The organism is Bacteroidetes bacterium SB0662_bin_6, from assembly GCA_009839485.1.
Taxonomy (GTDB): Bacteria; Bacteroidota; Rhodothermia; order Rhodothermales; family VXPQ01; genus VXPQ01.
This window is the reverse complement of the sequence record VXPQ01000009.1, coordinates 93,761-117,203: the sequence shown is the minus strand read 5'-3', so window position 1 is coordinate 117,203 and position 23,443 is coordinate 93,761. Positions and strand designations below refer to the sequence as shown.

The window sequence follows — 23,443 nt, the reverse complement described above, 5'->3', positions numbered from 1 at the left end:
TACGCCTCGGAAGCCTATACCCGCTTCACCGTGGCGAACGACACGGGTATCGTCGCCATCATCGAAACGCTCAGCGACGTTTTCTGGGACAAGGAGGAGGGGATGCGCGAACTGGTCAAATCGCGGCGCCAGACTTCGAACCTGGGTATAGAACTGACCGATTACTTACCGGCAGCGCTGCTTATGGCCAATCTCTACGACGACGATATAGCGCTGGCGGGATACAATTTTGTCGGTGTAACGCACCCGGACGCACTCGACATATACCGCTTCGCGCTACAAGGCACGCGTCTTATAGACGACCGCCTTGTGTATGACATTGCGGTCGCGCCGAAAAGTCGGCTGAATACCGGATTTGTCGGCAAAATTGCAGTCCTTTCCGACGAATGCGCCCTGCTTGAGGTCGCGCTCGAGCCGGGAGAAGCCTTCCTGTTTCCGCCTCCGGTCACAGGCATAAACGCCACGCTCTACCAGCAATACGACTCTTTCGATGGAAGCGCATGGCTCCCGGTCGATTTTCGATCCGATATTGGCGTCGACATATCCTTTGGCCCCCTCCTGACCTTTCCGACCTTCAAGGTCAGGCAAGTCTCCCGTCTCACCGATTACCGGATGGAAGCGATTCTGCCGGATTCGCTCTACGCCGAGGGTAAATATCTCGGCATAGATCAGGAGGCGGTTGCCGCCGACACGCTGCTGGACCGTGAAGGCGTTGCCGTGCCGTTCGAGGAGCCGGAGCGGGTGGCTTACGCCGGAATAGACAGTACCATGACGATCGGAAAGGCGTTCGAGCCGACCGGTTTACTCATGCGACTTCCCGGCCAGACAGACGCACAGGCAAACGAAAACGACGAAACGGAAGAACCGGGCTTTTTATCCGGATTCATTGCCGGGACCGAGTGGGTGCAACCCCGTTTTCGCTTCAACCGCGCGGAAGGATTCCACGGAGGGTTGTCCACGGAATACGAATCGGATCGTTTTTACCTGGAGGGCGGCGGCGGTTGGAGCCGTGAACTGGAGGATCCATGGTCGTACGATATCTCGAGTGAAATCCGGATCGGGTCGGAACGACGCGGCTTCATCGGTGCATCGTACTTCCACGGGGTTGAGCCCCGGATACGGTCGCGCCAGTACGGAGCGATGTATGCCACCATGTACAGTCTTTTCGGGGCCGGAGATTACTTCGACTATCTTCATAACCAGCGAGTGCGCATTTCCGGGGGGTATAATCGGAATCTCTTGCGGATTACGCTTGCCCTGCAACGCGAAATCCCCGAATCGGTCGAAGCGGTCACCGCCTACGATCTTTTCGGCAAACCGGGCGAGCCGCGCCCGAATCCACCGGTTTCACACAAGGAACTACGATCCGCCTCCGTGACTGTTCGTTATGGTGACCCGGCAGACCTGATGGCCACGCTGTTAGGCGGGGGACGTTATGCCGAACTGGAAATAGAGACTGGTGACGATGAAAATATCTATGAGGACTACCTGCGCATCGCCACAAATATCCGATGGACTTTTCCGACCTTTTTCTCGCGCAGATTTCTGCCGAACGCATTGTCCGTCCACTTGACGGCAGGAAGCTACCTCGGACATCTGCCCGTTCAGCGATTTGGAATCATAGACGGCACCTTTGGGAACGGCTTTGTCTTCGGCACACTACGTACGCTGGTCGGGCGTCCGTACGAGGGCAATCGGTATGCCGGATTCTTCTGGGAACACAACTTTCAAACGATACCCTTCGAAGTGCTGGGTCTGCAGGGCCTGGCGCAGCGAGGCTATGGCATCATCGTCGGCGGAGCCCATGCGCGAACCTGGATATCCCGCCCCAATCCGGTCAAACGACCCGACCTCCATCTTTCCTCGCAGGGCATGCACCATGAAATAACCGTTGCGCTGAACGGCATTTTCGGTTTCCTGCAGGTCGGTTTTTCCCAAAGGCTCGATAAACCCGACCACAATATCGGCATCAGCATGAAGCGATTTTTTTAAGTGAAAGGGGGGTTCCCAACAACTCTTTTTCAATAGGATCGCCGGTCAAGCACCCGGTACTGGATCGCCTCTGCAAGGTGTTCAGGCCGTATCGTTTGGGATGTCGCCATATCCGCAATGGTGCGAGCTACCTTGAGTATGCGGCCGTACGCCCGGGCGCTAAGGCCCAGCCGCTGAATAACCGTTTTCAGAAGATTTTCCCCCGTGGCGTCCAGCGAACAATATTTCCGGACGAGCCGCATCGACATCTGGGCATTGCAATAGGCATTGTGCGGCAAGCCTTTGAATCGCTTGCGCTGTATCTCCCGCGCAGCCAATACGCGGCGCCGTACATCCTCCGACGATTCGGCCTCTCCCCGGTGAGATAATGTGTCGAACGGTACGGGCAGCACTTCGAGATGCAGATCAATGCGATCCATAAGGGGACCGCTTATTTTTCCGAGATACCGCTGAATCTGAGCCGGGGTGCATACGCAGTTTCCGCTCAGGCTGTGCAGCATCCCGCATGGGCATGGATTCATACTGGCGATAAGCATGAACCGGGCAGGGTACGCTACCGTAATGCGCGCCCGGCTGATCGTGATTTTCCCTTCTTCCAGCGGCTGCCGCAGCACCTCGAGGACCTGCCGCTTGAATTCCGGCAATTCGTCCAGGAACAGCACGCCGTTGTGCGCCAGCGAGATTTCTCCAGGCATCGGATTGCTGCCCCCGCCACACAAGCCGGCATCCGAAATAGTATGATGAGGAGCACGAAACGGCCGCGTCGTCACCACGCCCCGTTCGTTCAATACCCCGCCGACCGAATGAATCTGCGTCGTTTCCAGGGCTTCTTCCCGGCTGAGCGGGGGAAGTATAGTCGCAATCCTCCGAGCCAGCATGGTTTTCCCTGCGCCGGGAGGCCCCACCATCATCGCATTGTGTCCCCCCGCAGCAGCCACCTCAAGCGCCCGTTTCACGTCCTCCTGCCCCCGAACGTCTGAAAAGTCGCAGTCGACCCGCCGGGATTCGTGATCAAGCCGATAGGTGTTTTCCCTGAATGGAACCGGCCCGCCGGGCGCTTGCCTGAGGAAAGCATGCCCTTCGCGGATATTGGCCAAAGGAAGCACCTCCATATCGTTGACCAAAGAGGCTTCTCTGGCGTTTCCGGAAGGTACGATCACGGATTTCATGCCTTCCCTCCTGGCCCGCATCACCATAGGCAACACCCCCCGAATCGGGCGGACATCGCCGTTCAGCGCAAGCTCTCCAAGGACGCATGTCGTTGCAAGCGCCTCGTGCTTCGCGTCCTGCATGTGGGCCGCCAGTAATCCCAGCGCAATCGGAAGATCGAACGCCGCTCCTTCCTTCCTGAAATCGGCCGGGGCGAGGTTAATGGTGATCTTTCCATGAGGCAACGGGATGCCCGTGTTCTGGAAAGCAGCGTATATACGATCGCGACTCTCCCGAACCGCTCCGTCCGGCAAGCCCACCACGGCATAACTCGGCAATCCCGTCGAAATGCTTGTTTCGATCTCGACGGGAAGGGCATCTATGCCACACGTAGCGGCGCTCCGAACATGCGAAAGCATGGAAGCGTGTCATGATTTAACAGGCGAAATACGACGAACCCGCCTATAGACACGAAAAACGGGCAGGCATAACCTTCAAACCGCATATTCCGTACTTTTGGGTAATCCCATGCCCGGTGGGGGCCCCGCTGACCGCGTCATTCCGCATTATGCGGGGCCGCCACATACACTGCTTCATCATTCCTTGCCAACGCACCCCTCTCAGCCTCTGAGCTTTGCGGACTTAGGGCCTGTTGACACTAATCAGAGTATCCCGATGACGTACGGCATTACAGGCAATACACAAAAAAACCGCCTCTGGGAGCCGGTCGCAGAACTGGTTACCTGGCTGGAGCGCGAGGGGCTCTCCTTCAAGTTGAATAGCGACCTGGCCAACGGCCTGAGAGAACGGGAACTGCTGGATGCCGCGCTATGCGGATCCAGCGCCACCAGGGATCTGGCGCAGGAATCGGATATCATCCTGTCGTTCGGCGGCGACGGCACCCTGCTGACCAGTGCTCAGGAAGCAGGGACTTACGGAACGCCCATTCTCGGCATAAATATCGGACGGCTGGGCTTTCTGGCCGATATCGAAGTAACACAGGTCCGGGACACGATCAGATCCCTGGAACAAGGCATTTACCGGATCGAGGAGCGCCTCCCGCTGACGGCCCGGGTGACAAGCCCGAACGGTGACCGTAAATACTGGGCGCTCAACGAATTCGCGCTGGAGCGCAGCGGGTCGGCGGGACTCATATCCATCCGCGTGACCGTGGACGGCGTACACCTGAATGACTACTGGACCGATGGCCTGATCGTCGCCACCCCGACCGGATCGACCGCATACTCGATGTCGGCCGGCGGCCCGATTGTCGTCCCGGGAAGCGAGGTGTTCATTCTCTCCCCGCTTGCGCCGCACAGCCTCACGGTGCGCCCCATCGTACTGTCCGCCGATTCGATCATCGAAGCCGAGGTATTGAGCAACGACACGCCGTATGTATTGGGCTTCGACGGCAACAGCCAATCCTTCGACCACGACGAACGCTCCGCGGCATTCCGGTTCAGCAGAGCAAACCACCGGGTACGCCTTGTCAAGCTTCCCGAACAGCACTACTTCCAGACGCTCCGTTCCAAACTGATGTGGGGCGCCCGGGGAAGAGATTAAGGAGCCTCTGATTAAATCCGCATGGGCGAGGACCTTGGGACACGCCTTCTCTCAAAACATAAACGTGCGGTTGACGAGCCCCTAAAACGAAACCTCGATCGTGACGCGTCCCATTCTGTTCTTTCCTTTGCGGCTAAATTCTCTTTCATCTCCCTCCTGATAATCCGAGCCGAACCACCACAGGTTAGGAATGATACGCACGTTTTCATGGGGTGCAAAAGCCATTCCCGCCAACACGAACGTTTCGTTAAGCAGGGGATCGATTCGTCCGAATTCGCCATCGTTCCTGGTCAGATCGAGCCGACCCACAAATTCCACCAGCGGATTAAGCCTGATCGATCCGAACACACTGATACCGGATAGCCGGTTGAGCGGCTCATAAGAAGCCGTTTCTATAAATCCAGCCGCATTTTCGCTTCTTACGGTATACGCCTGCTCCTCCTCCAACTTCAACTCGTAGAGGAAGGCTTCCAAACCGAATCGGACAATGTCTCCCTCGTATCCTCCGAACACGGAAGTCCGCATTTTACGGTACGGGCGAGATATATCGATATCCCCCTCTATGATAAAATCGTCCAGGTACTTCTCGTAATCCGCCCCCACCGAGAAGACCAGTTTGTCGGACGGGTGGATGGAAATTTGAGCATATCCCTTCTTGTATTTGTCGTCGTCTGCACGATTCCCGTTGCCGTTGGCCAGCATCACCGCGTAGCGAACGAGATCGCCGCGCACCGGAACAGGGCCGTCGAACCGAATCCCGAAATCGCGGGACGAGTTGACCCCCTGCAGATCGAGAATGGTCTTTTCCAGACTGCGATATCCCCAAACACCCTCCGAGAGCTGGAACACGGGAGGCGGCATGACGCCTAACCTGGCGGAATGATCGTCAGTGTACTTCCAATCGATCCACATATCTTTCACAAAGGGGACCGGTCCACCGCTCCCGACTTTGCTATCGCTGGCCTCCAGACGAAAGCGGGCCCTGAAACGCTCGGAAATCGCCGCGTCGGTCGTCAGGTACAGTCTCCGGTACGTGAACCCGTGGAATGCGTCATTGATGGTTGCATCGCGGTCGCTATCCCACAGATTATCCTTGGGCTTTTGCCATAAAGCGGTCTCATCGTCATCGCCGAACCGGTAAAAATAATCCACATAGCCCAGCCCGCCGACTTTTACGGTTTGCCCTGTGGCGTCGCCTGCAAAAAGAGATATGATTAACGCTATTGCAAGAAGTGTACGATTCAGTGTAGCGTTCATGGCTTTACTTTCCTTCAGGGTATAGACATTGACCCTGATCGGCAACGTGTGAAAAGGCTTCCATCAAGTCCGGGCTGGACGCTGCCGGTATAATAGCGCGTAAATGTTATGCAGATATTATGCGAGTATTACGAATGACCCGCCTGGACGCGGAGAACATCGATTCTTCAGTGCGCTGGCGCCGACATGCCTGCAGCGGCGCATGAACTACTCCGCCAGGACGCAACAACACCGGAAAATCGTAAGCCTTTAGATAAGCAGTGGTCAGGGGCGGAATCGAACCGCCGACACACGGATTTTCAGTCCGTTGCTCTACCAACTGAGCTACCTGACCGGAAAGGGCGCCTTGTACGTCCCTTTCAGAACAACGGTTTCGGGGAAGGCTACGCGATGAAATCACTGGATAGCATAATTTTTTTTCGTAATGAGGTTATATAACGCTACCGTGCGTGTCTATAGGGCACATCTGGCAAGATGTGCGCGTGGCGTCGGACCAGGCGCCGTTCTTCATCCGGGGGACGGCGCCGGTTCGACCCTATACCTCCCGGCGTCAAGTGGTACAGATCGAAACCAAAACAGTGGACAGCCGGACCCAAACAGCATCTCTCGTCGAAACAGACGTTACGGTCCATGTCTCTATGCAATTCCCGTAAAGACGGAACCGTTGCATATTCTCAGGGTACGCGACCGTACTGTATTGGTCCGGTAGTTCAGTTTGGTTAGAACGCCTGCCTGTCACGCAGGAGGTCGCGGGTTCGAGTCCCGTCCGGACCGCTTAGCCCATGTTTCCGTGCACTCCCGCACGGCTCGCGCCGCAGGGCGCTTTCTCCCCCTTTTCTCCTCTTCGTATCACGTGAGGACAATCTGTATGTCCATCACGTTCGTGTGGGTCGGGCCTGTCTGGAGAAATCCCGGCATCCGACGCCAGAATCCGTAGGCATCGTTCCGTTTCAGAAACGCCTCCAGCTCCAGCCCCCGCCGGCGCGCCTCGACCGCGGTATCCGGAGTGGCTATCGCACCGGCGGCGTCCGTAGGGCCGTCTATGCCGTCGGTGCCTGCGCTCATAAGGCTTACGTCTTTCTCAGCCCCCGCCATACGGATGGCGGCGGCAAGCGCAAGTTCCTGGTTGCGCCCCCCAAGGCCATCCCCCTCAACCGTCACGAAGGTTTCGCCTCCCCATAAAAGACACCATCCGGGTTCCTGCACCAGGGCGCGACGGACCATGGCCTCTCCGACTTCCCGCGCCTCTCCGGACATCTCACACGAAACAACCTCAACACGGTATCCCAGGCGCTTTGCTTCGGCGGCAGCGGCCTCCAGGGCCGTACGTACGCTGCCCAGCAGCACGGCATGTACCTGACCGGATTCCGACGAGGGGCGTTCGGGCTGCCCGGCGCTTTCCTCGACATATTGCCAGACACTGGCCGGAACCTTGTCGCCGTACCGTTTCAAGACATCCAGCGCTTCCCGGGCCGTATACGGATCGGGGAGGGTTGGACCGCCCCCGATCACGTACATATGCTCCGTATCGTCTCCCGGCACATCGGAAAGGCATAGCGTCAGCACCTCGGCGGGAGCCGCCGCCTCGGCCAGGCCGCCCCCTCCGATTTGCGAGATGCGCCGGCGCACCTTGTTTATGGCATGAATGTCCGCCCCGGCGACAAGCAGCCTGTAAAATGCCTCGCGGGCGTCCTCCAGCGAAATACCCGCCGGAAAAGCAACACACAGTGCAGAGCCGCCTCCTGAAGCGGGGACGATCAGCAGATCGTCGGGGCCCAGCCCGGAAACCGCATCCAGCATGGATTGCGCAGCCAGCACACTGTTCTTGTCCGGCAACGGGTGCCCCGCCTCGACCACGTGGAAATTCCCCGGGATGACCGGCGTCTTCCCGGATGCACCGGGCCATATCCGCTTCGCATAGCCGTACGGAACGGCTGCCCACCCCGTGTACATCCGATCACCAAGGCGTTCACTCAGGGCAGCGACCATCGCCATGGAGGCCTTCCCCATACCCGCCACCACGATCTTTTCGTACTCTTCAAGAGAGCGGGCAAGCCCGGCACGCCAATCCGTCCCGTCCAGCAAAGCGTCCGCCTGCACGGAGGAAACGCCTGCATCAAAAATCCGGAGGGAATCTTCGACCCGGCCGGAAAAAGAAGGGCGCATGGCCATCTCTTCAATTCTCCTTCGCCTTGCCGTCCGTTTCGTGAAAAATCTTTGTGGCGGCGCTGATCATGGATGCCATATCCGCCATGTTGGCGGGAAGAATCAATGTATTTCCGGCCTTAGCCAGCGCACCGAAACGCTCCAGATAATTTTCGGCGATACGAAGTTGCAGCGCCTTGTCGCCTCCCTCGGCGAGCAAGGCCTCGGCCACCTTCCTCAGGCCCTCGGCGGTAGCCTCGGCCACCCTCAGAATAGCCTCCGCCTCGCCTCGTGCTTCATTGATTTGCTGCTGCATGGCCGCTTCGGATTCAAGAATGACCCGCTTCTTTTCCCCTTCGGCCTGATTGATCTGGGCATCCCGATCCCCCTCCGATTGCAGCACGACCGCCCTCTTTTCGCGCTCGGCGCGCATCTGCTTCTCCATGGCGGAAAGCACATCTTCGGGCGGGTTGATGTTCTTGATTTCGTAGCGAAGCACCTTCACCCCCCAGGGCTCGGAAGCAAGATCGAGTTCCCTGACGACATTCATATTGATGGCGGCGCGTTCCTCGAAGGTCTTGTCGAGTTCGATTTTTCCGATCTCGCTGCGCAATGTGGTCTGGGCCAGTTGGGAAATAGCGAATACGTAATTCCCGATTCCGTAGGAGGCGCGTTCGGCGTTCATGACCTGCATGTACAACACACCGTCTATACCCACCTGCACATTGTCGCTGGTAATGCACACCTGTTCGGAGATGTCCATCGCATGCTCCTTCAGGCTGTGCTTGTACGCTACCCGTTCGACGAAGGGGATAAGAATATTGAAGCCGGGATCCAGCGTGCGGGAATACCGCCCCAGATTCTCGACGACATAGGCGCTTTGCTGCGGTACGATCACCGCCGTTTTGATGATAACCACGATGGCCGCCAGAGCGATGACGCCGCCAACGATCAAGCCAATGTCAAACATATTCTTTACCCGTTGAATGGATACAGCAGCCTTATGCGCCGGCTGAAGCTTCGATTTCCAGCAAGGTGTTGTCGACAGCGATTACCTCGGCCTGTCCGCCGGCCGAAAGAGATTCGGAACCGACGTTTCTGGCGGTCCATGTCGATCCGCGCAATTCCACCCGGCAGCGCGCACCCGGGGCCACGTTCTCGGAGAGACTCACGGTCTCGCCGACAAGGGGATTGCCGGATTTAGGCGTCTGGCCGCGCAAGCGGATGTACAGGCTTTGCCGGAAAAACAGCATGGAAAAAATGGCCAGCCCGGCAAAAAGCACCCATTGCCCCCATATGGGCAAGGTCAATCCAACCAACCCGACCAGGCCCGTCAATATGGCCGCAAAGCCAATGATAACCAGATAGAACGCCGCCTCAAGGCCCATCAATTCTACGATCATCAGGCCAAATCCAATGACCAGCCAGCCCCACCAATCCATAAGATTTACCCTTTGATTTGAATCAAATACGACCACGCCGGCAAACTCTTTCGCCGCTCACCATGGTACGCCGATACAAGGGCGCGGTTCATTCTTTCCGGGCCTGCCCATAGTAGGCCTCGGGGCCGTGCTTGCGCAGAAAATGCTTGTCCCGGAGCGCATCATCGATCGGGCCGGCCTCTGGCCGCAGGAGCCGGGTACGCCACGCCATACATGCCACGGTTTCGAGCACGATAGCGTTCTCTACCGCCTCGGCGGCATTCCCGCCCCAGGCAAACGGTCCATGGCAAGCCACCAGCACGGCGGGCATCTCCACAGGATCTATTCCCCCCTGCTCAAAACACTCGACGATGACAAGCCCCGTGTTTCGCTCGTACTCTTCCGCGATCTCGTCTTCGCGCATCCGCCGCGTCACGGGGATGCTTCCCCGGAAATGATCGGCATGGGTCGTGCCGAGGCAATCAATAGGCAACTCAGCCTGCGCCCAACTCACTGCGTATGGGGAATGCGTATGTACGATAGCCCCCACGTCCGGCCAGGCCCGGTACAACGCCAGATGGGTCGGGGCGTCCGAGGAGGGATGAAACCGACCTTCCACCACCTCCCCCGTCTCCAGCGACAGCACCACCATGTCATCCACGGCAAGCCGGTCGTACGGAACCCCGCTGGGCTTGATCGCCATAACGCCCGCCTGGGCATCCGCAGCGCTGGCATTACCCCAGGTTCTTTCCACCAACCTCTCGATATCGAGGTTGGCCCGCCACGCCTGTTCCTTCAACTCGGCATACGCTGTACTCATCCCCGCACCTCGTCGCGTAGCGTAAGCAGCACTTTCATCACATCGAACAGGTGAGGCCCTTGCACTATATCCGGCGCACCATCTCCCTGTACGGCCTGCATGCCAAAGGCATCATGCATCCGACGGTAAAGCGCGTACAGCCGATCATAGGTCCTGCATCGTTCCGGATCGGGCTCGAACACCCGTGCACGCACACCCGTCATGGCGCGCAGGGCTTCCGGGAACCCATCGTGTCCCCCCGCAGCCTTCCCCGCCACTACGGACGCACTCACGGCTGCGCCCAGCGCACAGGTCCGGGCGCTCCGCGAAATCATGATCGGACGCCCCATCACATCTGCATAGATTTGCATGACCAATTCGTTTTTGTCCGATATGCCGCCGCAGTTGACAATGCGCTCCACAGGCGCCCCGTACTCCTCGAAGCGCTCCATGATTCTGCGGGCGCCAAAGGCCGTCGCTTCGATCAGGGCCCGGTATATTTCCGCCGGCGTGCTGTGAAGGGTCAACCCCACGATCAGCCCGGTCAGCCGCTGATCTACAAGAATCGTCCGGTTCCCATTGAGCCAGTCCAGCGCAAGAAGCCCGCTTTCGCCGGGGCGCAGCCGCCCGGCTTCCTCCGTGAGGGCCTCGTGCCCCTGCCCATCCGGTCGCACCCGGCGCACAAACCAGTTGAAAATGTCTCCTACGGCAGACTGTCCGGCCTCCATCCCGTAGTGTCCGGGGAGCACGGATTCCGGCACAATGCCACACAATCCGGGAATGTCCCCGGGATTTTCCTCCAGCGGGGCTACCATCAGATCGCATGTGGAGGTACCGATGATCTTGACGAGTGTGCCGGGAGCAATTCCCGATCCCACCGCGCCCAGATGCGCATCGAATGCGCCGACCGCCACCGGAATGCCGGCGGGCAGGCCCAGCCGTCCGGCCCATTCGTCCGTCAACGGGCCTGCCGCCTGCGACACGTTGAACGTCCGGTCGGGCAGCGTGCTGCGAACCCGCACGAGCGCTTCGTCCAGCGATCCCAGAAATTCCTCATCGGGATACCCGCCCCAATCCGTATGAAACATGGCCTTGTGCCCCGCCGCGCAGATCGACCGCTTCAGCCGGTCGGGCCGCTCCGTACCGGAAAGCATGGCCGGAACCCAGTCCGCGTGCTCCACCCAGGTATACGCCGCCTCGAACACTTCGGGGGCCACTCGCAAACAATGCCATATCTTCGACCAGAACCACTCCGAACTGTAGGTCCCGCCGCATTTTGCAAGGTACTCGGGACGCAACGCACGGGCGCGATCCGTAATCTCCCGGGCTTCGGCGTGCCCCGTATGATCTTTCCAGAGCCAGGCCTGCGCGTCCGGGTCGTCCCGAAACCGGTGGGAGAGGCCCAGCGGAACCCCCTCCTTGTCCACAGGGATCGGAGTAGAGCCGGTGGTATCGACGCCGATGCCTATCACGCGGCGGGCGTCGAATCCATGGTCTTCCTGCGCAGCTTCCTCCATGGCGGCGGCAACACTCCGCTCCACGCCCAATACGTAATCTCCGGGGTGCTGCCGGGAGAGATCGGGCCGATCCCGATCCAGCAATACACCGTCTTCGCCGGAAGGGTATTCGAAAACACCCGTACCCGCCTCGCGCCCCGTGGCGGCATCCACGACGAGCGCACGCACCGAATTGGTGCCGAAGTCCAGTCCTATGGCGTATGCGGAAGCCATGCGGCTTTTGTGCGTGACCCCGGATCGTTAGTGCGCCAGAAGCCAGTCGGCCACCCGGGGATTGAAGTCCTCGATGCGCTCCCAGTGAAAGGCATGGCCCGCCCCCGGATACATATGCAACTCCGCGTTCGGAATCCCCGCAGCCACTTCTTCCACCATCCAGGGCGGCACGAAAATATCCTCCTCCCCGCCAATTACCAGGGTCGGCGCCGTAATCTGCGGAAGCGCCTCCAGTACATTATGCTCGATGCAGGCATGCCCCTGCCCCTCCAGCCCGTGCAGCGGTTGAGGATCCTCGCCCATCGCAGCATTCGTACGCTCATCTATCAATCCGGAATACCCTTCTATATCGTCCCAGGTGCCTTTGGAAAAAATGAGGAGTTGGATGTACTCCGTGAATTCTTCGGGCCGAAGGCGCGCCTTGATGGCCATCATGTGCCGGAAAATGCTGGCGGCATACCGGTCGCATCGCGCCCAGGGGCACATAAGCACGAGAGAACGTACCCGCCCGGGGTTACGGATAGCCAACTGCTGTGCAATGATGCTCCCCATGGACACGCCGACTACGTGCACCCGGTCGAGTTCCAGCGCGTCGAGCAGGCCCGCCATATCGTCCGCCATCCGGGCGCTCGTGTAGCTTCCGCCGGGTTTCGAGGAACGCCCCACGCCGCGATTGTCCGGCATGATGCACCGGAAATGCGCCTTCCAGGCTTCCTTGTGAACCTGCCATACGGAGCCCGGGGCGGTAATGCCCATGATCATAAGAAGCGGCGGCCCGTCGCCGGCTTCCGCGTAATACATGTCGATCCCGTTGGTCTGGACGATAGGCATGGCTGGTCGCGCGTTTAGGACGAATTCGAGAATCGGTTACGAATTGGAGAGGGCGGGCAGCAACGTGTCCCGGATCCATCTTCCGTCGTGACGGGTCACGCCATCGGGATCATCCACCGCCTCGGCCCCTTCATCCTCACAGATGATCCACCCTTCGTACCCCTGCCGGACAAGCCAGTTCGTGATGCCCACAAAATCGATCTTTCCGGCCCCCATGATGACAAATTCCGGATTGCCGTCCCAGTCCTTGTAATGGACGTGGTTGATAAGGCTCGCATACTCCTGCATCTTGGCAAGCGGGTCCATATCCCCGTTGGCGATGTGCCCGACATCGGGCGTCCACCCGGTCACGGATGCATCCAGGCCTTCCAGAATAATCCGGTAATCCTCTTCCGTACGGTTAATGGAAGTGTGCGGAGAATTGGGATGGAACGTGGCTGCCACCCCCGCATCGGCTGCCCGGCGCGACACCGCGTTGACGATGGATACGAGATGCTGTCGGCGGGCTTCGAGTTCGTGGCGGCCCGTGGGAATCTGAACGATGCACAGCAACGCCCCGGGGAAGCGTTGCAACAGCCGGATCGTTTCATCGGCCTGCCGGCGCTCCTCCCCGGTTTCTTCGGGGCCGTCCCATTCAAGCACGAGCGCCACGGCGGCAAGATTGATGCCCGCCTTGCGCAGTTCATCCTCGAGCCGCACCGGATCGGACAAGTCGCCCATCCAGGAATGCACCGGTTCGATCCCCGTAAAGCCCGCCTCCGCAGACACGCGGATCATATGATCGAGGCGATTCGCATGCGCCTTGCCGTTCTCCTTCATGAACCAGGTGTAGACCTCGGCGCCGAAACGAAAGGGGGGAATGAATGTGCCGGGCATGTGCTGAAAAAGGGTATGGACAGGTTCTGAAAAAATGTGGAGCCAGGGATCAGTGAGGTAATTTAACCGGGCGCCGTTTCGCATAGTTGCCGCTTGATAAAGGCATATCCCTGTTCCGCAATGTCCCAGGGCTCGGAGAAACTTCGCCACACGTTGATCGCATTCGCAAAATCCGGATCGGCCCGGGTGAACGATTCGATGGTGAGCCACCCCTTGTAGCCCACCTCCGACAACGTGTCGAACACCTCCTTCCAGGCTACAACCCCGTCGCCCGGCGTCCCCCGGTCGTTCTCGCTGATATGCACATGGACCAGATGCGGCGCAGCCGTGCGGATAGCCCCGGCGAAGGATTTTTCCTCGATGTTCGAATGATGCGTGTCAAACATGACCTGCACGAACGGATGATCCACCATCTCGGTCAGTTCAACCAGTTGCTGCATCGTGTTGCACAGGTAACATTCGAAGCGGTTCAGCGCCTCCAGCGCCAGCATGACGCCGGCCTGCTCGGCGTATTCGCCCGCCTGCCGCAGCACTTCGGCGCTCCATTTGGCCTCGTCCGGCGTGGGAGCCGCTTTGGTAAACCAGGCAAAAGCGGAATGGAACGGTCCGCAGATCACGTCCGCGCCGGTATCTACGGCCCGATCGATAGCCCACTTGATTTTCTCCAGGCCCTGTTGCCGGACAGCAGGATCGGAACTGGCCGGATTGTGTTCCGGCGCCAGGGCAAGGCACGACGAGCACGCCATATCCAGATCGGCCAGAAACGCCCCCAAGCCACGGTATGCAGCAGCATCCTGCGCCCCCATCGAATACTCTATCCCGTCGTATCCAATGTCCCGGATCCGTTCAATGTGCGGGTAAAGCGCTTCCGATACGGTGGCGGACCAGGGAAGCAGGTTGAAGCCGATGCGGTGCATAGCGGTTTTGATGCGGTTTCAGGGCACAGGATCAGGAACCGTGTGGGGAGAGCAAGATAAGGAAGCGACGGAAAAGCGGGAAAGGACGGAAATAAATGCCCGGCAAGCAATCGCGGGCAAAATTCAATAGCCGTTATCGGCCGATGGCTCCTGATTTTTTCGTTGGCAGGTTATATTCGGCAATGGCATGTGTCTACAGGAGCATCTTTGAACAACGAGCAAGGGCTTCCTCACTCGTCGCGTCCCGCTTCGCGAAAACTATTTTACGGCATGGCCCCGGGATGCTCTGATCAGGGAACCTCTGAATAAATCCACCTTGGTCAGAATATCCCTTGAACTTTCCGCACTAATATTCGTCCTTAACAGGCAAGGCAGCTGGCGGACTTCGGCCCGGCGCACCCCATCTGCGAAACGAAATCCCCATTGATTCCATGGAAGCACTGACAACCTGGCCTTGGGGAACGATATGGCAAGCCATCGGCGCGCTTGCCGCCGTCCTCGCCCTGATATATGCGCCCTATGCCGTACTTTGGAACGCATTGCGGGCGGACAACAAAGAAACGCGGCAAAAAATGGACAAGGGCTTTGCCGACATGCGGGTTTCAATGGAAACCGGATTCGCGGAGATTCGCGCCGAATTCCGGGGCGCGGGCAAGCACAGGCTTGACCTGGACAAACGTCTGGCCGTCGTCGAAGATCGGGCAGGCGTTACCTTCCCCCGCCCGGAAATGCCTGACCCCGATAACGTGGGAAAGTAGAGGCAGTCCGGGTTGATTGGACAGATTTCGGCGGAATTTAAGGTGTACTGCTGCACCCTTGTTCTGACCCAATCAACCAGACGGAACCCATATCGAGACAAACGCGCAGAACCCGTATTTCTTCGTCCGCGGCGACAGCGCGCTGGCCGAATTCGCCAAGGTCCCAATGATCCGTTTTCACCCCTTTTGAGTAAAAACTACTCTATTTCGGAGTAATTTCTACTACATTTCGGAGTAGTTTTTACTCAGAAAGGCATATTGAAGGCGTGATTCCCCCTGTACCAGTATGCAATTCGAATTCGACTCCAGAGAAAACGAGCGCAATCTCCTGCAGTGCACCCAAGGGATTCGCAGTCGATCGCTGTCCAACATGGCGTGTAGGTTGTTGGGAGCGTTACATTTCATTAGAAATGAAAATAAACACCTTATAAAAACACGGATCCCCTTCCTTCATCTAACAAAGCACGGGAGCATAAGCAATCCGACGCGACAGTACGCTTAAGGAACCTCTGATTAGATCCGCATGGGCGCGTCCCAAGGTCCCTGTTCCCGGTTGCAATTTTGCGGTTCGGCGCGCTGGATGGTCTCGTTCGCGCAAATTCAGAGCGGCAAAGCGCTTTTTTTCAAGGCGGACAAGGCAATTCTCTGAGATGTCTACTTTGAACATCAGAGGCGGTCCGGGTTGATTGGACAGATTTATCCAGAAGGTAACAAAAAAATTATGCTTATAGCCTAAAATATTACAGTTAAAATATATTTATGGCTTGCAAGGCACTATGGTGTATTGATAATTTAGACGGCTTCCATATCCACGCCTGATCATCCCCCAAGCCAATCATGACACGCTTTCTTCTTTCCGCTTTCCTTGCTCTCTTCCTTGTTGGTGCGGCCCAAGCGCAGGTTACTCTGGTATCCAACAATGGGCAAAGCGGAAACGGTACTCGGTCCGTTAATCAGATAACGCAACAGTTTGCTACAGGCGACAACCAGTATGGATACCAGTTAACCAAAATCGAACTTCACGGCAGCGGGTTTACGACAGACCACGCTTTGCCTGATCCGCCAGTACAGGGGGGTACGGGCCACAGGAACATATTGCCTCGCAACTACATGCGTTTGAGAGATTGCACTAACTCCTGCGATAATATCTTAGACAGGATTGTGGCAGAGATAAGTACGGACGGCAATACCGCCAGTTTTTCTTTCAGCCCATCTGTATATCTCAAACCGGAAACCAAGTACAGAATATTAACAGGCGGCACTTGGGGCAGTGCGCAAATAAACCAAACCTCATCGAACAACCAAGATTCGGGCGGCGCAAGTGGATGGGCTATCAATGATAACTCAAATTACGTAGCCATAGTAGTAAACAACAACAACGAGAATATTCCTACTTGGACTAATAATACCAACTCGCTCAAAATTACCGTTTACGGCACAGTCAGAACCAGCTTTCGTTCCACGCCTAATAATAACACGCCAACCACACCGCCTGTAAACACGCCGCCTACGCCTACGGTATTAAGCAATCCGGGAAATTTACAAGCGAATTTCGACAAGTCTACGTCGAGCGGCCTGATTATTACGCTTTCGTGGAATGCCGTAACCTTCGCTACCGATTACGAATACAAGATATTCGAAGGCGATCCTACAAACAAGGTGTGGCCTGCGCTTATTGATTGGACTTCGGCGGGCAACGTATTGGAAACGGATGTTTCGCTGCAAAGCACCGCAGAAGATTTTACTATATGGGTTCGCGCCAAAAGCGGCGGACAAAAGTCCTCTCATACGCAGCTCGCCGTGTACGACGCGCCTGACATATCGTCGCTTTCCATCATAGCTCTCAATAGCGAAACGGAAACCCCTGTATCCGTACAATTACATCAAAACTACCGAATCCCTTCAACCCGCAAACGACGATAGAGTATTCGCTTGCGCAGGGCGCAAACGTGCGCCTTTCGATTTACGACATGATGAGCCGTGAAGTGAAGGTGCTTGTCAATGGACACAGACCCGCAGGAAAGCACACCGTGCGGTTCGACGCTTCGCATCTTACCAGTGGCTCCTACCTGTACCGTATCCGCACTGAAACATACACCGCCGCAAAAGCAATGATGCTTCACAGGTAGCGTGTGCTCTTAGAGGACTATTCGAATGTCCGGGGGCAGCATGAAACCGCCAGCCAGCCCCGGAGAACACCCCTACAACCCCCTCCTCACCGCCTCCATCGCCCCGAGCACCCGGTTCCAGGTTTCCTGATCCTCCAGGACGGCATTGGGAAACATGCACCCGTCCCAGCAGATGTGCCATGTGCCGGAGATGTCTACTTTGAACATCAGAGGTGGTCCGAAAGATGTCGAATGACAGATTTATCCAGAAGGTAACAAAAAGTCATGCTTATAGCCTAAAATGTTACAGTTAAAATATATTTATGGCTTGGAAGGCACTATGGTGTATTGATAATTTAGTGGAGTTCCATATCCACGCCTGGTCATACCCCAAGCCAATCATGACACGCTTTCTTCTTTCCGCTTTTCTTGCCCTCTTCCTTGTTGGTGCGGCCCAAGCGCAGGTTACTCTGGTATCCAATGATGGGCAAACCCGCAGCGGTCATGTACCTGCGGGTCAAAAGCAACAACCGTTTACTACCGGCGACAACTAGTATGGATACGATTTAACCAAAATCGAACTTCACGGTAGCCAGTTTACGACAGACCATGCTTTGCCTGATCCACCGGTAGACGGGGGTACGGGCCACAGGAACTTGTTGCCTCGCAACATGGCGCACTTGCGGGATTGCAGTAGGACGTGCGATAATATCCGAAACAGGCTTCCAGTCGAGATAAGTTCGGACGGCGGCACCGCCAGTATTACTTTCAGCCCATCTGTATATCTCAAACCGGAAACCAGATACACTATCTTAACCGGCAACACTTGGGGAAGCGCAGTAATAGACTATACAAATTCGGACAACGAAGATGCGGCCAGCGCAAGCGGATGGTCAATAAGGAATACGTCTACGTACGTTGACTCCAACAGATGGGAGCACAACCAATTCGCCTTGAAAATCACCGTTTACGGCACAGTCAGAACCAGCTTTCGTTCTACGCCTACGCCTGTGGGCAATAATAACACGCCAACCACACCGCCTGTAAACCCGCCGCCTACGTCTACGGGATTAAGCAATCCGGGGAATTTACAAGCGAATTTCGACAAGTCTACGTCGAGTAGCCTGATTATTACGCTTTCGTGGAATGCCGTAAATGCTGCTACCGATTACGAATACAAGATATTCGAAGGCGGCCCTACAAACAAGGTATGGCCTGCACTTATTGATTGGACTTCGGCGGGCAACGTATTGGAAACGGATGTTTCGCTGCAAAGCACCGCAGAAGATTTTACTATATGGGTTCGCGCCAAAAGCGGCGGACAAAAGTCCTCTCATACGCAGCTCGCCGTGTACGACGCGCCTGACATATCGTCGCTTTCCATCATAGCTCTCAATAGCGAAACGGAAACCCCTGTATCCGTACAATTACATCAAAACTACCGAATCCCTTCAACCCGCAAACGACGATAGAGTATTCGCTTGCGCAGGGCGCAAACGTGCGCCTTTCGATTTACGACATGATGAGCCGTGAAGTGAAGGTGCTTGTCAATGGACACAGACCCGCAGGAAAGCACACCGTGCGGTTCGACGCTTCGCATCTTACCAGTGGCTCCTACCTGTACCGTATCCGCACTGAAACATACACCGCCGCAAAAGCAATGATGCTTCACAGGTAGCGTGTGCTCTTAGAGGACTATTCGAATGTCCGGGGGCAGCATGAAACGATTCGTCAATCCTGTGAAACGATTATGTACTTAAAATACAAGGGTTTATCGAGTTGTCACAAATATCGTTTCACCGAAAATGAAACGATACTGCCGGGCTTTGCGCTGGACATGCAGAAGATATTCGGAGCATAAGCAACCCGACGCGACAGTACGCTTAAGGAACCTCTGATTATATCCGCATGGGCGCGTCCCAAGGTCCCTGTTCCCGGTTGCGATTTTGCGGTTCGGCGCGCTGGATGGTCTTGTTGCGTGATTCAGAGGTCAGAGGCCCCTCCTCACCGCCTCCATCGCCCCGAGCACCCGATTCCACGTCTCCTGATCCTCCAGTACGGCATTGGGAAACATGCACCCGTCCCAGCAGATGTGCCGGATGCCGTCCCGCAGTTCGCCCTGGTCATCGAGCAGCCACTGCCGGCTGCACCATACCATGTCCAGTTTGCCGTCGGGGGAATCGACCGGGCAATGTCGTCCTGTCTTGTCGTGCGAACCGCTTCCGAACACGGTCCCGTCGGTCTGCGCCACGTGAAAATCGAACAGCCAGGGCGCCAGGGCGCCGGTCATGATCCGGTAGGCCTCCTGGAATTCTTCCTCCGTGTACCCATCCTGCAGCAAAGCCGCCTCGGGCGCATTGTATCCGAGCAAATACAAATAGGTGTGGGCCAGATCGGCCTGAAATCCGAGCGAATCAGGACGCCCTACCTCTTCCAGAAGGCGCAGCATCTCGGTCCAGGAATGCATGGCCGCCCAGCAAATCTCCCCTTCCGCCGCAATGCGTTCCCCGTGGTCTTCCGCGATGACCGCCGCCTCGCGAAACGTGTCCGCAATCTTTGTCGTGTTCTCCACGGGGTGCTCCGCCCACTCGACAGGCCCCGCCGCCGAATCGATCCGGATGACCCCGCAGGACCGAACGCCGTGCGCGTTCAACACGGAAGCATACCGGCATGCACTCCGCACGGCCTCCACGAAGCGCCGGCGATCGTCGCGGTCCCCCATCGCACTGCCGCCCAGCATGTCGGGATACACAGGCGCTACGACGGAACCCACACCGAGCCCCAGCGATGCGATGCGGTCCGCAAGGCGCCGGATTTCGTCGCCCGGAGCCTCGATGTCGATATGCGGGGGGTACAGGAAAAGGTCCACCCCATCGAAACGAACGGGCTCTTCTCCCTCGATACGGGCGTCCGCCGTGAACTGGAGCATCCGGTCCAGACTGATCGCAGGTTCGTCAGCATCCGGCCCCTTGCCCACCAGCCCCGGCCACATGGCGTTATGAAGAAATAATCGACGCATTTTTTGCGGAGGATAAGGCAAATCACGAATGAGGGCAATAACCAGGCCGGGCCGCAAGGCGTTGCAAAGAAATAATCACCGCATTTTTTGCGGAGAATGCCGAACCGCAAAATCGCAACCGAGAACAGGGACCTTGGGACGCGCATTCGAACAAAACATAGGGCCCGGGATATCCTGCAAGCTCGCGGTCAACCGCACGTTTATGTTTTGAGAGAAGGCGCGTCCCAAGGTCCTCAATCAGAGGTTCCCATGGCTTCCGCCTCGGCCCGCAAACGCCGGTACACATCGCGCGCCTCTTCGAACTGTGCATAGACGTGATCTTTTTCCCGTTGGGAGCGCCAGCCCGGCCACTCTTCGGCCATGGCATGCAGTTTATCGATCCAGGCAATACCGTAATCGGCGGCCTCTACCGAGCGCACCGGGACGCCGTCCGCAATAACCCAGACCGGATTCGTCAAGACAAAGGCATACGGAATATCGAGCGGGAATCGTTCTTCGGGCACGCCGTTTACCCGCAGATGGTACCACCCGGACCCCTCGGGATAGAACGTGTCCTCGAAGGTCATGGACTTGCGGTCGCCTTCAAAAAGGAGTTCCTGCACGACCTCCCCGTTGAACACGAGCTCGGCTTTTTCCAGCGGCGTGATCGAGGTGACCTCGAAACGCACCGTTACGCCCGTTCCCCCGGCAATATCGACGGTTTCGCCCGGTATCCGCCCGTCCACCGTAAAGTCGGCGAGGGGTCCGCTCGATGCGAAGGCGCGCCCGGCAGCCATCCCCTCGAACCAACTCCGCATACCCAGCGCGCCATCCGTCGGCTTGACATACGTCCGGACCGATCCGACCAGAGGGGTTTGCTGCAGGTTGCTGATGGAATCCTCCCCGCCAACGAGCGCGGTGGGTATCCCGTTGTTCCACACGGCGTACAGCGGAGGATAGCCGTCGAGAGCCGTAGACCACTCCAGGGCGTCTGTCGTCCCCAGCGCGGCGTCCACCATAAAGCCCCTCGCCCGACCGAGATCCTCTTCCAGCGGATCGCCGCGGAAAAACGGATGCACATACCCGGTCCAGGCGCCCTGCTCCTTGGCCTTTATGAACATGTCCGTATTCGAGGGATACAGGCTCTCGATGGCCGTGCCTTCGTAGCCGGTCACGTACGGGGAAATGAGATGGTCCCGCATCCCGAACATGAACACATGGCCATAGAAAGGCGGCCGGTATTCCTGTCCGACCACCACGATCATGTCGGGCGTCGACACGGGATGCGCCCCCCCGCCCGGCACGAAAAATTGCTGGTCGAGAATCCGATTATCCTTGTTCGCTACCTGTTCAAGCACCAGATCCTGATCCTCCGCCTCAGACATCATCATCAGGTTTTCAAGGGTGTTGTGCAGGTTGCCCCCATAGTTCATATGCACATGCGTAGAGGCACTGTACCAGCCTTTCTCCGCCATATCGATGATGGGATCGAGCACCATGTCATGCCGGAGCGTCTCTCCCGCCACGATCCGCAGCGTATCCGTTACCGGCGCATGTTCGAAACCCTTGACCGCCCGGACGATCACCTGCCCCTCGGGGAGTTCCAGATCGAACGATCCGGTATGATGAAACGCCCACTGCACTGCGCGAGGCGCAATGCGCGCATAGGCGTCGGTGGGCGCATAAAATTTACCGTCGGAAGCAATGAGGTGAATCCGACTCCCAGTGGGGAATCCGTCCGGGCCCGTGGTCGTAACGGACAGCTTACCCACAGGGTGCTTCCAGCGACGCTCCACGATCTCCACATCGACGATCTTCCCGCCGTAGGTTTCGAGCAACTTCAACTGGGGCAGCCCGTCCCGGTTGTCGATGTAGGCGATCCACTCCCCGTCCGGCGACCAGCGGGGATGAAACGCGTCATGGATGAAAAACGTGAGTTTGTAGGGCTCGCCGCCCACGGTCGGCTGCACATAGAGGTTGTTGAACTGATCCGCAGCGCCCCGCGTGGACGAAAACACGAACCGTTTCCCGTCCATCGACACATCGGGTTGCGTACGATACAATGTTTGCTCCTGAAGCACGACAACACGGTCCGTAAACCCGTCTTCGCGAGCCGGTACGCGGAACACGTTCCCGCTGCCCAGCGCCACATCGCGGTTCGACACCAGCAGCAACTCCTCGCCGGAAGGAAGCCATGCCGGGCTGGTATGGATGTCCTGCGGCCCGAAATAAAGCCGATCGCGCCCGAAATCGTTATCCCGCGTGACGGCAACAGGCTCCCCGGCCCACTGCCCTTCCGAAATCGGTCGGATATACACATTGAAATATCCTGCCGGCTCCGTCGAAACGTAGGCGATGCGGGTTCCGTCCGGGCTGAAGCGCGGATCCGCGAAAACATGCAGGCTCCGCTCGCCGAGCGGCTGCGTTTCCCCTGTCTCCGTATCCAGTATCTCGAGTCCTATCTCCCCGCCATGATCGTCGGCGGTGTAGACCAGCCAGCGCCCGTCCGGGGAATAGTTCGGGGACGAGTAATACTTGGGGCCCGCCACCAACTGGGTCGCTATCCCGGTGGAAATTTCCACGCTCCATACCGCTCCCTGCATGGCTACGGCGATGTGCTTCCCGTCGGGATGCCAGCTCGGATACCAGGGCGTGGAAGAGGGAGCAGGCGGAAGATAGAAGTTTTCCATGTACCCGCCGCCTGCGCGAGCTCCCGGATAGCCTCCGAAATAATGCGTGACAGGAAAAAAAGCGCCTTCGGATTGCGCCGACGCCGGCACGGGCCCAATCAGACTCCATAGCGCAGCGCAGGCAATGATACCTGCGCACGCTTTCATACTTTTTCGCAACGACGACGAAATGTTCATGCGCTGTACCATTGATTGCATCATGGATACCG

General features: G+C 57.6%; 18 protein-coding genes and 2 tRNA genes. 7 read left to right on the top strand and 13 right to left on the bottom strand.

Annotated features, from left to right (window positions below):
• Positions 1 to 2,021: 2,021 nt before the first annotated feature.
• Complete coding sequence (locus F4Y00_01350) at positions 2,022 to 3,560, bottom strand: YifB family Mg chelatase-like AAA ATPase (GenBank protein ID MYE03610.1); 1,539 nt, start codon at positions 3,558 to 3,560, stop codon at positions 2,022 to 2,024.
• A gap of 256 nt (positions 3,561 to 3,816) precedes the next feature.
• Between F4Y00_01350 and F4Y00_01345 the strand changes: the two genes are divergently transcribed.
• The gene (locus F4Y00_01345) at positions 3,817 to 4,704 is read left to right on the top strand and encodes an ATP-NAD kinase (protein MYE03609.1); all 888 of its coding nucleotides are present in this window, start codon (positions 3,817 to 3,819) and stop codon (positions 4,702 to 4,704) included.
• Between the two features lie 81 nt (positions 4,705 to 4,785).
• Here F4Y00_01345 and F4Y00_01340 read toward each other — a convergent pair whose 3' ends face one another.
• A complete protein-coding gene (locus F4Y00_01340; protein ID MYE03608.1) occupies positions 4,786 to 5,961 on the bottom strand; it encodes a hypothetical protein in 1,176 nt (391 codons plus the stop codon).
• A 261-nt stretch (positions 5,962 to 6,222) separates the two neighbouring features.
• Positions 6,223 to 6,295 (bottom strand) — tRNA-Phe (locus tag F4Y00_01335).
• A 365-nt stretch (positions 6,296 to 6,660) separates the two neighbouring features.
• Here F4Y00_01335 and F4Y00_01330 point away from each other — a divergent pair.
• Positions 6,661 to 6,735: transfer RNA gene (locus tag F4Y00_01330), tRNA-Asp, on the top strand.
• A gap of 75 nt (positions 6,736 to 6,810) precedes the next feature.
• Here the strand turns inward: F4Y00_01330 and F4Y00_01325 are convergent.
• The 8 genes from F4Y00_01325 to F4Y00_01290 all read right to left on the bottom strand — a co-directional run bounded on the left by F4Y00_01325 (position 6,811) and on the right by F4Y00_01290 (position 14,680).
• Positions 6,811 to 8,133, bottom strand: coding sequence for a DUF4147 domain-containing protein (locus F4Y00_01325; GenBank protein MYE03607.1), 1,323 nt, complete (start codon positions 8,131 to 8,133; stop codon positions 6,811 to 6,813).
• A gap of 4 nt (positions 8,134 to 8,137) precedes the next feature.
• A complete protein-coding gene (locus tag F4Y00_01320; protein ID MYE03606.1) occupies positions 8,138 to 9,076 on the bottom strand; it encodes a paraslipin in 939 nt (312 codons plus the stop codon).
• Between the two features lie 31 nt (positions 9,077 to 9,107).
• Positions 9,108 to 9,548, bottom strand: a complete 441-nt coding sequence (locus F4Y00_01315) for an NfeD family protein (GenBank protein MYE03605.1) — start codon at positions 9,546 to 9,548, stop codon at positions 9,108 to 9,110.
• 88 nt (positions 9,549 to 9,636) lie between these two features.
• A complete protein-coding gene (gene araD / locus F4Y00_01310) occupies positions 9,637 to 10,347 on the bottom strand; it encodes an L-ribulose-5-phosphate 4-epimerase AraD (protein ID MYE03604.1) in 711 nt (236 codons plus the stop codon).
• A complete protein-coding gene (locus F4Y00_01305) occupies positions 10,344 to 12,056 on the bottom strand; it encodes a ribulokinase (GenBank protein MYE03603.1) in 1,713 nt (570 codons plus the stop codon). The genes araD and F4Y00_01305 overlap by 4 nt, the downstream gene beginning before the upstream one ends.
• Positions 12,057 to 12,083: 27 nt before the next feature.
• Positions 12,084 to 12,887 (bottom strand): alpha/beta hydrolase, encoded by an 804-nt coding sequence (locus F4Y00_01300; GenBank protein MYE03602.1) that lies wholly within the window; start codon positions 12,885 to 12,887, stop codon positions 12,084 to 12,086.
• A gap of 36 nt (positions 12,888 to 12,923) precedes the next feature.
• Entirely contained in the window at positions 12,924 to 13,706 is a 783-nt protein-coding gene (locus F4Y00_01295) for a sugar phosphate isomerase/epimerase (protein MYE03601.1), read from the bottom strand.
• A gap of 119 nt (positions 13,707 to 13,825) precedes the next feature.
• Positions 13,826 to 14,680, bottom strand: coding sequence for a TIM barrel protein (locus F4Y00_01290; protein MYE03600.1), 855 nt, complete (start codon positions 14,678 to 14,680; stop codon positions 13,826 to 13,828).
• A gap of 431 nt (positions 14,681 to 15,111) precedes the next feature.
• Here F4Y00_01290 and F4Y00_01285 point away from each other — a divergent pair, with 431 nt between their 5' ends.
• The 5 genes from F4Y00_01285 to F4Y00_01265 all read left to right on the top strand — a co-directional run bounded on the left by F4Y00_01285 (position 15,112) and on the right by F4Y00_01265 (position 19,224).
• Positions 15,112 to 15,438: a hypothetical protein gene (locus F4Y00_01285; GenBank protein MYE03599.1), complete on the top strand. Its 327-nt coding sequence runs from the start codon at positions 15,112 to 15,114 to the stop codon at positions 15,436 to 15,438.
• A gap of 837 nt (positions 15,439 to 16,275) precedes the next feature.
• Complete coding sequence (locus F4Y00_01280) at positions 16,276 to 17,361, top strand: hypothetical protein (protein ID MYE03598.1); 1,086 nt, start codon at positions 16,276 to 16,278, stop codon at positions 17,359 to 17,361.
• Positions 17,307 to 17,567 (top strand): T9SS type A sorting domain-containing protein, encoded by a 261-nt coding sequence (locus F4Y00_01275; GenBank protein MYE03597.1) that lies wholly within the window; start codon positions 17,307 to 17,309, stop codon positions 17,565 to 17,567. Before F4Y00_01280 ends, F4Y00_01275 begins: the two co-directional genes overlap by 55 nt.
• Positions 17,568 to 18,499: 932 nt before the next feature.
• Positions 18,500 to 19,018, top strand: coding sequence for a hypothetical protein (locus F4Y00_01270; protein MYE03596.1), 519 nt, complete (start codon positions 18,500 to 18,502; stop codon positions 19,016 to 19,018).
• Positions 18,964 to 19,224 (top strand): T9SS type A sorting domain-containing protein, encoded by a 261-nt coding sequence (locus F4Y00_01265; protein ID MYE03595.1) that lies wholly within the window; start codon positions 18,964 to 18,966, stop codon positions 19,222 to 19,224. Before F4Y00_01270 ends, F4Y00_01265 begins: the two co-directional genes overlap by 55 nt.
• 312 nt (positions 19,225 to 19,536) lie before the next feature.
• Here the strand turns inward: F4Y00_01265 and F4Y00_01260 are convergent, their stop codons facing one another.
• Positions 19,537 to 20,538 (bottom strand): sugar phosphate isomerase/epimerase, encoded by a 1,002-nt coding sequence (locus F4Y00_01260; protein MYE03594.1) that lies wholly within the window; start codon positions 20,536 to 20,538, stop codon positions 19,537 to 19,539.
• 260 nt (positions 20,539 to 20,798) lie between these two features.
• On the bottom strand, positions 20,799 to 23,435 hold the full coding sequence (locus tag F4Y00_01255; protein MYE03593.1) for a hypothetical protein: 2,637 nt from the start codon (positions 23,433 to 23,435) through the stop codon (positions 20,799 to 20,801).
• Between the last annotated feature and the right edge of the window lie 8 nt (positions 23,436 to 23,443).

Coding starts and splice junctions, on each gene's coding strand:
- F4Y00_01295 (MYE03601.1), bottom strand. CDS start 13,706: ATGAAGGAGAACGGCAAGGCGCATGCGAATCGCCTCGATCATATGATC.
- F4Y00_01350 (MYE03610.1), bottom strand. CDS start 3,560: ATGCTTTCGCATGTTCGGAGCGCCGCTACGTGTGGCATAGATGCCCTT.
- F4Y00_01305 (MYE03603.1), bottom strand. CDS start 12,056: ATGGCTTCCGCATACGCCATAGGACTGGACTTCGGCACCAATTCGGTG.
- F4Y00_01260 (MYE03594.1), bottom strand. CDS start 20,538: ATGTGGCCGGGGCTGGTGGGCAAGGGGCCGGATGCTGACGAACCTGCG.
- F4Y00_01300 (MYE03602.1), bottom strand. CDS start 12,887: ATGCCTATCGTCCAGACCAACGGGATCGACATGTATTACGCGGAAGCC.
- F4Y00_01345 (MYE03609.1), top strand. CDS start 3,817: ATGACGTACGGCATTACAGGCAATACACAAAAAAACCGCCTCTGGGAG.
- F4Y00_01290 (MYE03600.1), bottom strand. CDS start 14,680: ATGCACCGCATCGGCTTCAACCTGCTTCCCTGGTCCGCCACCGTATCG.
- F4Y00_01325 (MYE03607.1), bottom strand. CDS start 8,133: ATGGCCATGCGCCCTTCTTTTTCCGGCCGGGTCGAAGATTCCCTCCGG.
- araD (MYE03604.1), bottom strand. CDS start 10,347: ATGAGTACAGCGTATGCCGAGTTGAAGGAACAGGCGTGGCGGGCCAAC.
- F4Y00_01340 (MYE03608.1), bottom strand. CDS start 5,961: ATGAACGCTACACTGAATCGTACACTTCTTGCAATAGCGTTAATCATA.
- F4Y00_01285 (MYE03599.1), top strand. CDS start 15,112: ATGGAAGCACTGACAACCTGGCCTTGGGGAACGATATGGCAAGCCATC.
- F4Y00_01280 (MYE03598.1), top strand. CDS start 16,276: ATGACACGCTTTCTTCTTTCCGCTTTCCTTGCTCTCTTCCTTGTTGGT.
- F4Y00_01255 (MYE03593.1), bottom strand. CDS start 23,435: ATGATGCAATCAATGGTACAGCGCATGAACATTTCGTCGTCGTTGCGA.
- F4Y00_01320 (MYE03606.1), bottom strand. CDS start 9,076: ATGTTTGACATTGGCTTGATCGTTGGCGGCGTCATCGCTCTGGCGGCC.
- F4Y00_01315 (MYE03605.1), bottom strand. CDS start 9,548: ATGGATTGGTGGGGCTGGCTGGTCATTGGATTTGGCCTGATGATCGTA.